This is a genomic window from Schlesneria sp. (assembly GCF_036405755.1).
Classification (GTDB): Bacteria; Planctomycetota; Planctomycetia; order Planctomycetales; family Planctomycetaceae; genus Schlesneria; species Schlesneria sphaerica.
Genome location: NZ_DASWWZ010000110.1, coordinates 1 through 12,439, shown reverse-complemented (window position 1 = coordinate 12,439; position 12,439 = coordinate 1). Strand labels below are relative to the sequence as shown.

At 57.0% G+C, this 12,439-nt stretch carries 6 protein-coding genes and 2 pseudogenes; 6 read left to right on the top strand and 2 right to left on the bottom strand.

The features are described 5' to 3' along the window. Both VGE80_RS03805 and VGE80_RS03800 read right to left on the bottom strand, forming a co-directional pair. A pseudogene (locus tag VGE80_RS03805) lies at positions 1-360 on the bottom strand (hypothetical protein); the annotation flags it as partial. A gap of 194 nt (positions 361-554) precedes the next feature. Further along, entirely contained in the window at positions 555-3,536 is a 2,982-nt protein-coding gene (locus VGE80_RS03800) for an FG-GAP-like repeat-containing protein (protein WP_440591728.1), read from the bottom strand. Positions 3,537-4,175: 639 nt separating this feature from the next. Between VGE80_RS03800 and VGE80_RS03795 the strand changes: the two are divergent. The 6 genes and pseudogenes from VGE80_RS03795 to VGE80_RS03770 form a co-directional block, all read left to right on the top strand. Next, positions 4,176-4,523: pseudogene (locus tag VGE80_RS03795) on the top strand (hypothetical protein); the annotation flags it as partial. Between the two features lie 48 nt (positions 4,524-4,571). Next, positions 4,572-7,217, top strand: a complete 2,646-nt coding sequence (locus tag VGE80_RS03790; RefSeq protein ID WP_440591727.1) for an FG-GAP-like repeat-containing protein — start codon at positions 4,572-4,574, stop codon at positions 7,215-7,217. A 530-nt stretch (positions 7,218-7,747) separates the two neighbouring features. Continuing rightward, complete coding sequence (locus VGE80_RS03785) at positions 7,748-8,215, top strand: carboxypeptidase-like regulatory domain-containing protein (RefSeq protein ID WP_440591726.1); 468 nt, start codon at positions 7,748-7,750, stop codon at positions 8,213-8,215. Between the two features lie 315 nt (positions 8,216-8,530). Beyond that, positions 8,531-9,541: a DUF1559 family PulG-like putative transporter gene (locus VGE80_RS03780; protein ID WP_440591725.1), complete on the top strand. Its 1,011-nt coding sequence runs from the start codon at positions 8,531-8,533 to the stop codon at positions 9,539-9,541. A gap of 778 nt (positions 9,542-10,319) precedes the next feature. After that, a complete protein-coding gene (locus tag VGE80_RS03775; protein WP_373653249.1) occupies positions 10,320-10,766 on the top strand; it encodes a hypothetical protein in 447 nt (148 codons plus the stop codon). A gap of 243 nt (positions 10,767-11,009) precedes the next feature. After that, the gene (locus VGE80_RS03770) at positions 11,010-12,080 is read left to right on the top strand and encodes a DUF1559 family PulG-like putative transporter (RefSeq protein ID WP_397569115.1); all 1,071 of its coding nucleotides are present in this window, start codon (positions 11,010-11,012) and stop codon (positions 12,078-12,080) included. Positions 12,081-12,439: the final 359 nt, after the last annotated feature.

Here is a 12,439-nt window from a genome sequence, read left to right as displayed (position 1 = left end):
AGAACCATCCGGTTTGACCCGACGAGAGAAATACACCTCGTATTTGCCGGGGGGAATTCCCTCCTTCGAGGAAACGTGGATCACTTTGAATTTCCCGTCGTTATCGGTGATGGCCCAGCAGCCGCCGACGGCTTTGTTGTTCTCGATGGGCTGAAAGCTCAGCCGCACTCCCGCTAGGGGTCGGCCATTCACCTTGACCAGGCCGGCCGCCGGAACGAGCTTTTCCGGTTTCGGGCCGGACTTCCCGCAACCGAGCGTTCCGATCAGCATCGCCATCGCGATGGATGAGACCGAGAAGAGTCGAACGACGGGTGAACTCGTTAATTGAGAACGCGGATCCGAATCACGCTGCATTGCCATAATAGACGCTTACCCCTGAGACACAGATGCTGAAACCTGAGGCAGTCAAAAGTCGTGCGAATATCAGTCGTGCGAAACTCAGCTCGCTAGAGATCGGTTTTCCGCAGTGTTTTTTAAGAAGAACAAGGCGGGCCGAACACGTATGTCGAATTGTGCATTTAAGATGCCATTAATGTTAAACGATGTCAAGGCGGCTATTTCGGGACGACTTTAAGGGATATTGGCGCCCCATCCCCTTCGATAAAAAGCCACTCCGAATCCGTGCTGACATGAGTAGCACGACTCTTTTCACCCGATGGCCAACTTATTTCCACGGCTTCCACGTTGGCGTGCTTGCCGGTCCCGATGCGCAAAACTTGCTCATTACTGCTTTCATAGCCATCACCCGCTACCCGTTGAAGATATCGGTGATCTGTTGGGGTTACAGTAACCCCAATTTTAGCACCGATTCCGTCACGATTGCTGCGTGTCCCCACCAGTCTGATCGCTAAGGTCCGATTCTCGGAGGGGGTCGTATTCACCCCCAGAACTGCCGCCTGCTCCAGATCCGTAGCGATAAAGTCAACGCGCCCGTCCCGATTCCAGTCGAGTACCGCGAGTCCTCGCCCCAGACGGGGGCGCGCAAAAATCTCTCCGGCCTGCGAACCGGACAGTTCGACAAATTGACTGTTCGTCTTTCCGCGGAAAAATTGAGCCCGCATCTGGAACGGTTCGTTGATGAACTGATCGAGATGACCGTTCACGACAATCAGATCTTCCCAGCCGTCGTTGTCGGCGTCCATGAACTGAGTTCCGAACCCCAGCAGGTCGAATCCCGGGCCTCTGAGTTGGGAGGATTGCGTCGCATCCTGATAGAAACCCCCGGCTTGCGAGCGGTACAACGTGTTGGATTCGCGAGCAAAATTAGTGATGTAGAGATCCGGCAGGCGATCCCGGTTGATGTCGGCACACGCAATCCCCATGCAGGCTTGTGCCAGCCCAAACTCGTCAAGTGCGACATTCCGCAAGATCGCCTCGTCCTGAAAATGGAGCGGCTGATCGGGTCCCGTCTGCTGATTGATCAGCAGAAAGTTGGCAGACATATCGTTTGCGACGAACACATCCAGCCGGTCATCCTCATTGAAGTCGGCAACGATCAGCCCGAGACCGCGACCATAAGGGAGATCCAGACCGCACTCGCGCTGCTGTTCTTCGAACCGGCCATCGCCGTGATTGATGGAAACGGTGTTCCACGTAGGGTCGAAGGCCGTCGGACGGCAGACGGTTCGTCTCCCGTAAGGATCGAGACAGTAACCGGTTAAAAGATCGGGCCCCTGCAGATAGTTGACGTCAAACAGCTCGGGGAATCCATCTCCGTTGAGGTCCGCGATGGCACAGCTCACCGTCCAGATTTCCTGCTTTAGCCCCGCAACCTCCGTCACATCAGTGAACGAACCATCGCCGTTGTTGCGCAGCAGGCTGTTGCGACCGAGATTGGCGACATAGAGATCCGTAAACCCGTCATTATCAAAATCCCCGGCCGCAACCCCTTGCGAGTACGACGATTCCGACACGCCGGACAAGCCGGAAACCTGGCGGTACTCCTGCCCCCAGAGGTTGCGGTAAAGCTCGTCGCAGACCGTCGCCGAACCGCGTGTCGGCGATGTGTTACCTTGCGGGAAATACAGGTCTGGCCAGCCATCGCGATCGTAATCCAGTACCGCCACTCCTGACCCCATCGACTCGAAAATCATTCGCCCCGCAGCGGGAGAGTATGAGTTGACGAAGCGGAACCGGAGGCCTGCCTCTTCCGCTTTGTCAACAAATTGAATGCCCGCAGCATCTGAATCGTTTCCCGATGCTGACGAGGAGGCTGACATGACCTCGGTTGCCGCGTCAGACACGGGGGGCTGATTCCAGTCGGGCAGCGGAAATCGCTCCCAGTCACTCCCCTGCCCTGGCAGGCTGAGAGGATCCGTTCGGGGAAGGTCACGATGAAGTCGCGTTCGGATGCGACTTTTGAACTTGGCGACCGGGCTGATTTGAGGACCATGCTGCTGCTCGTACACAACGCACCACCCCCAGGCCTCCCAGAGCCGTCCTACGGCCTCCAGTTCCTCGATCAGCGGGATGACGAGTTCATCCCCGCGCGGATCGTTCATCCGGATGCTCATATCGATAATTCTCTGCAGATGCAGTCCCCGTTCGGAGAAGGCGTTTCCAAGTTCAATTTCGTCAAGAGACTTGAGCAATCCCCCCAGGAGCATCGTTGTGGCGAGCTGCTCGGGCTCACGAATCAGCGATTCGTGCAGGCACCTGATCGCGGGGCCCACACTCCCCATGCGGGCGAGCCATCGTCCCCGGGCCGCCCAGATGCGCGAGTTGTTTTCGGCACCCGGCGACAGACGAGCATTCCACTTGAGAAATTTCTTCGGAAACTGCGCGGCGTAGAGCTCTCCCAAGGCCCCCTGTGCCTCGTCATCCCCGGGGACAGCGGCCGTTAGTTCCAATAGCAGCAGTTCCGCTGCTTCAGGTTTATCCCCCATCTGGCTGAAAGCACCCTGAAGTAAGGGTGCGCGAAATTCGGGGGCCGCCTTGAGAGCCTGTTGACGTTCCTCTGGAGCATCCCGGCAGGGAGTCGCGGCCGACAGGACAATCAGATCATCGCGGGAGAACGAATTCTTTCTGATGAGGTCCACCAGGTTGGTAACAACTTCCTCCCGATGCCCCGTGATGCTGTAAATCTGCGCCAGGATGCGCTCGGGCTCGGGCGAGGCAGGATCTGCTTCCGCTGCCAGCCGTGCCCCCTGGATCGCAGGTTGATAGCGGTGTTGGCCAACCCAGATCCTGGCCAGTTTGATTCCCAGAGCCCAGCCTCGCTTTGGCTCTCGCCGAACCACCTCCTGCAGCGCCGCCAGCGCCTGGTCCTGGTGCTGATCAAGGCAAGCCGCCTCGGCCAGAAGTGCCCACGCTTTGGCAAGTTCGGGATCCCGTTGAACGGCCTGTTCAAACGAAGTTCGCGATGTCCGATAGTCACGCCGTTCCATCGCGCGGCGCCCGCGTTCAACCCACTCCTCCGCCGATTGGGGCGTCTGGCCTTGCAGTGCGAACCACATCGCGGCGAGCGCCAGCAAGGTGAGACTCGCCCCCATCGCCAGCCATCGACCAAGTGCAAACGCACGGCGGGAACGGAACACCGAAGATTCATGACGACGAGCGTGGTTCAAAGTGTCTCCCATTCCGACGGACTGCCGATCAGTAAAAGCCGTTGCAGATCACGTCGTCACTCGCAACGTGCCCCCTGATGAATAGCATACCCATATCGTTTTCCATTAAGAAAACACATTCAGTACGAGACCAGCGAAGGGCCTGGGAGCAGAAGGCTTGCGATCATCCCCTTGGGCGACGATGCAGGACTGCGTGACGACAAGTCGGAATGTCGATCACTATGGGATGCGGATGGATACAAGCTAACCGGAAAAAGCGATGACTGATTCGCCCCGGACAATCCCCTGTCTGAGCTGAAACTGGCTGAACTGAAACCGCCTGACATACTGACGCGACTGACCTCCCTTGCCTTGAAGCGGAGTAGGTGAAACACTGCCGTGCGGCAATCGGGACCACAGGACATGACTGGAGTGAATCGGTTAAGCCCCCCGGGGTATCATCCCGCACTTTCGCCTGACGCGCCGTTATGCGAGATATGACGCCTCGCGCATTCCCCGGTCGCCGCCCGTATTGGACCCGATGAAACAGAACAGCCCCGGTGATGCGGTGCGCAACAACGTCCCCGTAGCAATCGTTCTGACCATGATCGAGATTCTGAGGAACACAACATCGATTCCGATCCGCCTACTCCCGATTTCCAGCACGCGATCTCCGAACAGGGTCGGCGCAGGATCAGTCCCTACCTCGTTGCTTCAGGTCTGGCTGGCTGCGTCCTCATCCTGCTACTCGTCTGGTTCCTTCCCCACCTGGTATCAGGAAAATCCGCTGAACAACTTGTCGAGCAGGGTCAGGTCGCACTCACTGAGCAGAAAGTCACGCTGGCCCGCCACTGTGCCGAGCGGGCTCTTCAACTGAAGCCCGACTTCACCGCTGCCTGGGAACTGTCGGCGGAAGCGAATGCTCAGTCGGGTGATCCCGATCAGTCCCTGCGCGCGCTGGAAAAACTGGCCGCACTGGATCCCGCAGCCGCTGCATCCCTGGGCCGTCGCCTGGGACGGCGATGGATGGTTGAAAACCGTGTTCGCCCTGCGCGGGCGGCGCTGATGTATACTGCGGGGGTCAATCCGGATCTGGCCGACCTCTACCGCTGGCAGGGTCAGATGGCCACTGTCATGGGGCGGCCGCAGGAAGTCGTGCGCTGCATCATTGAACTGATCAAACGCAACGCCTTCAACAAGGAGGACCTGATCCTCGTTACCTCAGCAAACCCGGTGGCACCCGACGGTTCCCGACTGGCCAAAATGATCGAACTGGATCGGGAAAGCCGCTTCGATATCCTGGCCTACGTCCTGAACGACATCGCGCTGAACCATCTCGACAAAGCCCGTAACGGTCTGAAGGACATCACCCGCGCGCGTCCACAGGACGCAGAAGCGATGGGTCTGTTAGGCGAAATTCTGGCCGACGGGCCTGCCCCGGATTTTCTCGCCTGGAACGCCCAGGTCACGCCTGCTCTGGAGACAAACTCCCACGTCTGGCTGGCGCGGGGAAAATGGCTGAGGCACCAAGGTCATACGGACAGTGCGATTCGCTGTCTGTACGAAGCATTTCAGCGTGAGCCCGAGTTACAACCGGCCAATTTCCTGCTGGGGCAGTTGTTGACACAAACAGGAGCGACGGAGCTGGGATCCGAGTTCACGGCACGGGGAAAGCGCCTTCAGACCATCATCAGCCTCAGTGCGCGCCTGCGCGACCAGCGTGCCAACGACTGGCTGATCCCCCTCATCACAGAACTGCAGGCAACGGGACGGTTATGGGAAGCGTGGGGCTGGATTCGAATCCTCGAACAATTGCCGCCGGCGAACCGAAAGTTATTGCTCACTGCGGAAATCCAGGCTCTGAAGAGCGACCTGGACTCGCGTCTGACGGCCAGTCTGCCACGCACGCACCCAGACAGTCTTCCTGGCCGAGACTTCGACTGGCAACGTTTTCCCTTGCCTGACTGGAGCAAGACGGCACCGGCACACGCATCCCCGGCAAACTCATCGGATCCGCGAGACGACTCGCCCCCTCAGCAAGTCACCAGGCCGGTGGAGCCGATCCGATTCGTCGATCAGGGATCGGCGAGCGGGTTGAATTTTCGATACGTCACCGCCGGTTCACCACAACAGGGCCGAAAGATCTTCGAAACGATGGGAGCGGGGGTGGGCGTACTGGACTATGACCTGGATGAGTGGCCTGACCTCTATTTTCCGCAGGGAAGCACCTCGGCCACTGACCCCTCCATCGGTCCCACAGACGCCCTCTACCGCAATCGATTCGGCGAACAGTTTGTCGATGTGACCCCGTTGGCGGGCATCCACGAGACGACCTTCTCACAGGGGGTGGCCTGCGGAGATTTCGATTGTGACGGCTTTCCCGATGTGTATGTCGCCAATCTCGGCAGGAATACGCTGTATCACAACAACGGAGACGGAACCTTCACGGATGTCACCTCCCTCGCGGGCCTGCGTCAGTCCGTCTGGACGGTCAGTTGCGCGATTGCCGACCTCAATGGCGATGGACTTCCGGAACTCTTCGATGTGAACTACGTCGGCGGAGCGAAACTCTTCACCGGGATGTGCTACGACGAACACAATCGTCCGGGGATCTGTCGCCCCGTCGTTTACGACCCGGTCACCGATACGATTGGGTTGAATCAGGGAGATGGGCGATTTATCGAGCAGCAAAGGGAGTGTGGCCTGGAACTGCCGCAAGGAACCGGGCTGGGCCTGGTTGTCGCGGACTTCAACGACGACGGCCGCGTTGATGTCTTCGTGGCGAATGACATGACCCCCAACTACCTGCTGATCAATGAGCAGACCAGTCCCGACCAGTCGCTCCATTTTCGTGACGAAGCCTTTTTGAGGGGCGTCGCTCTTGATCAGTACGGTGCCTCACAAGCATGCATGGGCGTGGCCTGCGCCGATGTGAATCGTGACGGCGCCATGGATCTGTATATCACGAACTTCGCGCGAGAACACAACGCCTTTTATCGATCGCAACCGGGTGGGTTCTATCAGGACCAGATCCGCAGTGCCGGGCTGAGTGAGCCCGGCTTCGAGCCACTGGGTTTCGGCACACAGTTTTTTGATGCAGACCATGATGGCTGGTACGATCTGGTCCTCGTCAATGGGCAAATCGACAAGATCCCAGGTGAACCCTATCGGATGAGAGCGCAGTTCTTTCGAGGAACCGCAGCAGGAACCTTCACAGAACTGTTTGCAGACCAAGCGGCAGGAATCTTCAGTCAGGAGCGACTCGGCCGCGGACTGGCACTGCTCGACTGGAACCGTGACGGGAAAATCGATTTCGTCGCAACCGATCTCGAAGCAGCGGTCCTGCTCGCGGAGAACCAAACCACCTCCCCAGGCCACGCGGTTCAGTTGAAACTGATCGGGACAAGAAGCAATCGCGATGCGGTCGGTGCAAAACTGCGAATCCGGGTCTCCGCAGACGATATCCGCACCATACAGATAATGGCGGGTGACGGGTACGAATCCAGCAGCCAGAAGCAGATCGATATCGGGATCGGCAGTCGGACGATCGTCGAAGAAATCCAGATCCAATGGCCGTCCGGGCACATCGACACAAAAACAAATGTCGATGCAAAATGCCCCTGGATAGCGATTGAAGGGGCAGAAACGTGGTTTCCGATTATCAGGGATTAAGATAAGTTCTCAATTGGATTCCCAAGCCATTTCGAACTGCCTATAAAGTGCAGCGTCAGTGAACGTCCAGCGGGACAGGTCCCCGGAACGGGCTCGACCAACCACGACCAAAAGAGTGGATGCATTATTTTTTGATGTTTCGACTCTCTGCGGATGTGTCAGTCTGGCGGCGTCCGGCAGTCTTCTTCCGAGCGGAGCCAGGACCTTCAGGCATTGGTTTACACTGATGCGTCAAGAGTTCGGTGGGAACTCAAAGGGAGAGGGTGGCACGGGCTTTGCTGTTTGCATCGCTGATCGAACCACTGAGTGCGTCAGGCTCGTTTCCGCAAGCAGACTGACTGAGACAAGAAGCGTACACGAGAGCGTGAGCGAAGAGGGCCGTGCTCAAACGGAAGGCAACTCCTGCCGGGAACCCCCTCGACACTCAAATATGACAACCGCATAATGATTGCCACGCTGCTGCCTTTGGGTTTCAGTCGGGCACCTTGAATTGGATTGATTGGCTTTTAGGATTTACTGCTGGAGCAAGAATGACGGTTGGACGAAGTCTGCTACTGATTTGGCTGTGTTTGGTTTCTTTCTCTGGCTGCGGCTCGAACCAACCGAAAGCGGAAACACTGGTACCGGCATCGGGCACCGTGAAGGTGAACGGTCGCCCTGCGGAAGGGGTCCGCATCACCTTCCATCCCACAGACGACACCAAAGCACAAGGTGGCTGCTGGGCCATGACCGATGCGGAAGGGAAGTTCACGGTCACGCACCTCAGCAACAAACCAGGAATTCCCGCAGGAAATTACTTCGTCACCTTCTCGCAGTTTGTAAAGCCTGATGGCAAGCCTCTCGCCGCCAATGAATCACCAACGATGACTCCGAGCACTCAAGTAATTGCGGCACGATGGAGTGACGTCGGCAAAGCAGGAATGCACAACAAGACGACGATTCCTGACAAGGGGACCACCAGCCTGGACTTCATCATCTCGACCTCCGTGAAGAAATAATCTCGGAATTTTCGAGAAAGAAACGAGCCGTCCTCCTGTAATGTGCTTTAGTGTACCGCACTGAGACAACCTGCCTGATCACCGCCAACGAAGATAACCGCCAGCGAATGGGTGAGCGCAACCGACGAAATTGATTGAAACAGCGACAGACCCGGGTTACCACTTGCAACTTATCCAGCCGGTCCCCGGACGACAAACGTGAAGTTGCGCATCTGCCTGCCCCCCGCCTGCAAGACTTTCCCTTGTGTAACCCTCGAAGGCTTTGATTGCCCGTTCGAGCTATTTGTTTGTCTCCCATTGTTGAAGGATCTTTTCATGAAAGCCTCCGTCGGTCTCGCGAACATTTCGCGACGCAGATCAAAAGCGTTCACTCTGATTGAACTGCTGGTGGTCATTGCGATCATTGCAGTCCTCATCGCGCTGCTGCTCCCCGCAGTTCAGCAGGCACGCGAAGCCGCGCGCCGCACCCAGTGCAAGAACAATTTCAAGCAATTGGGCCTCGCACTGCACAACTACCACGACACCTTCTCGGTGTTCCCTTACGCCACGGCAAACGGCCCTTACTCGACCCCCGCCAACGTCAAGAACCACACAGGCTACGTCCTGCTCCTGCCGTACATTGACCAGAGTCCGCTGTACAACCAGGTCAACTTCTCGCTCCCCATGGGCGACAACCTGGGCGCAACGTGGAGTCCTGTTTCCGGTGCTGCACTGACCCCAGGCCCCGCACCGACCACCAACACGGCCATCGGCACCAACAAAATTGCTGCTTTTCTGTGCCCCAGCGATAATGGAAAAGAAACCGTTGTCGGGGACGGAAACTATGGCTGTGCCGTTGGCGTCATCGCTTACCTGACCACCTATGGATTCAGCACCACCTCCCCGAACGCCTGGGGATACTGGTCAAACGAAAACCAGTACGCTCGCGGAATGTTTGGCGAAAACTCCAATAGCAACATCCGGGACTGTAGCGACGGCACCAGCAACACCGTCGCCATGGTCGAAACCACCCTGAACGTCGCTGACGGTCACACCCCCGCCTGGTCTTGCCGCGCCTACGCCGGCAGCTCGATCGACTTCGCCAACCTGAGCGGTGGCGCCCGCAAGATCAACGACTGGGAATGCTGCGCCTGGACGAGCCCTCCTTTCAACAGCCGTCAAGTTGGCCGGCTCGGTGAATGGGGCAGCCCAGGCAGCCTCCACACCGGCGGATTGCAGGTTCTGCTCACCGACGGTTCGGTCCGCTTCATCAGCGAAAACCTCGACGCCACGACCCGCCAGCGACTGGGTTTGATCGCAGATGGAAACCCGCTGGGCGAGTTCTAAACCGGCCTCCGGCAGCTTTACGCCGGTTGTCATGAAATCTCGAATTCGATCCGAAGCCGCTTCAGCCCCCTGAAGCGGCTTCTTCGTTTTTACGCCCCCCCTCGCCTACAGTCTTCCCGCATCTCTCTACGGCCGGCCTTCCGGATCCAGACAGCACGCCCCCAAACACCTCGTTGCCCGGCACGACACGCGGCACCTGATGCCAATAATTAGGCGAAAATGACCATTAAACTGGCAGTCGATTTCGCATGAACCATCAAGCTGATTACAGTTTTTGTCCGCTTGACGTCACCCGCAGGGAACTGATTCGGCCCGTCCCCGCAGTCACGAAAATTTCAAAAAAAATTAAAGACGCAATTGACATCTGAGCGGATGTTACTTAAAAATGCTCACCGAACGTGTGATATTTAAATTCGAGAGAGACAACAAGCAGCTGACAAAATATCTTGAACTTAACTTGATTCACTTGAACACCTTGTGTCATTTTTTTGTTTTGAATTGGATCTCGACAATGAATTGAACACTCGCGAAAATAATCTCACATTTCGTTGACTGAAATTCAGCGAATAGGAAAAGTGTGAAGTCGGCACGCTGCCGCCCGCCTGGTGAAGTTTGATCAACGAGGGCCTCGGGCCAATCTGAACAACTTGGATCTCACATCGATGGATCCAAGTGGCAGAAATGAGAGAAACAGAGATAGTCTCAATCTCCCGATATAAATCACCGATCAAATAGATGTTGGTTTTTCACTGCTCAGAACTAAGAGAAGGTTTGTCGAATGTCTAAGTTAAGGGTCCATCGCCTGCTGCTCTGCCTGACCCTCATCTCCAGCGCCGCCACAGTCGGTTGTGGTAAAGCAAAACAGCCCTGGGATACCGTCTATCCCGCTACCGGAGTCTTGCTGCTGGAAGGAAAGCCATTGGCCGGTGCGCAGATCACGCTGATCCCAGAGGACAGTGAGGTCCCACCCTCCGTTCGTCCCACCGCGACCACGGAAATCGACGGCAGTTTCGAATTGGGAACTTATTCCAAAAGCGATGGGGCTCCCGCCGGGTCCTACAAGGTTCTCGCTCTGCATTACCCCATCGTGGGCTCGAAAGAGAATCCATCGGCTGGCCCCAATGATTTGCCAAAGAAGTATGCAAGTCAGAACACCACTGATCTGAAAATTGAAGTAACACCCGATGGCACCGAGCCCGGTGAATTGATCCTGCGAAAGAAGTGATCGTTGCAATTCCGGTAACAGACTGATGGCAGAGAAATTGAGCTCCGCTGATCAACCTGGTCCCCGCGCCGAAAGTTCCTCCGACTTCGAATGAGCGAAGGAGCAAGAAGATGAAATGAATCCCGAGTGTAAGAACTGCGTCATGCATTGCCACACAATCGTGATGGCAGATGTCGAGTTGAATTTTCCTGGCTTAGAAATCACTTACGATAAGAGCCACTTCCTATTAGAAAGAAATTGATTATGGTCCGCGTCTCTGTGAAGAATCCCCGCAACACCGCTCGTGGTGGATTCACCCTGATTGAACTGCTGGTGGTTATCGCCATTATCGCCGTTTTGATTGCTCTGCTGCTGCCCGCAGTCCAGCAAGCTCGTGAAGCCGCTCGCCGCACCCAGTGCAAGAACAATCTGAAGCAGATTGGCCTGGCCGTTCACAATTTCGAAGGAACGTTCAATCACCTGCCCAGCAGCCTGCGTCCCCCCACACCTGGGACCGTTCGTATGGCCGTCATGACCGCTCTGCTGCCGTACATTGATCAGGCCAACATCTTCAATCAGTACAACCAGACCATCAACTGGAGTGTGGGAACCAACGTTGCCCTGTCGCGAACCAAGATCAATGCCTTCGTCTGCCCATCCGATCCTCAGGGGGGGGCTCTTGACGGTGTTCCCGACAATCCATCCGCCTGGGCACAGGATACCGCAGCCTCCAGCGACTATTCCCCCATCTTCGGCATCTCGCCGCTGAACCAGCCTTACACCTCGGTCCAGTTGACCAACCTGCACACGGATCCCGCAGACCCAACCTACCAGTACATTGCCGGTTTCTTCCCCAAGAACGCTACGATCACCACGGCATCGGGCCAGAAGCTCTCAGGAGCCAAGTTCAGCGACGTCACCGATGGTCTGTCGAACACCATCGCTTTTGCCGAATCGTCAGGTCGCCCTGCCGTCTGGCGTAAGAGCCGACAGTTCGGTGGTCTCCCCACCAACCGCGTCAACGGCGGTGGCTGGGCACGGCCTGCCAGCGACATCCTCTACTTCGGTGCCAAGGCTGACGGTTCAGACTTCCTCGGTACAGCCGCACTGAACGCCACCAACGGGCTGGATATCGGATCCTCTTCCTATCCTCACACCGACGCTCCTTACGTGTTCGGAACCCACGGCAACAGCCAGCCCTACTCGTTCCACACCGGTGGTGCTCACTTCCTGCTCGGGGACGGAGCCGTCAAGCTGATCAGCGAGAACATCTCCTTTGACGTCTTCATCGGACTGTGCACACCCAAGGGTGGCGAAATCGTCGGTGAATTCTAATCCGACGGGTGCCGGGAGCACCGACGGGTAACGATTTGACGCGCACCAGAGGACTCGCAAAGCACGCTTTGCGAGTCCTCTGTCTTTTCAGTCACCACTTTTAATGACAACCGTCGTCCCACACCCATCCCCGCCACCAGTCACACCTTCCTGCCGAATGAGGTTTTCTGTCGCTTTCAGATGATTGTCGACGGCAGACGGGTTAGAGTGAGCTGCTCTCTACTCCAGTTCTTGCCCCTTCCTGTTCCATCATCATGAGGCCCCTATGCTGATCGGCGACATGTATGCCCCGGGAAAAGTGCGGTTAATCGAAGTCCCTGAGCCTGTTCTGCCGTCCGAACCCCCGCATGGCTGCTCCG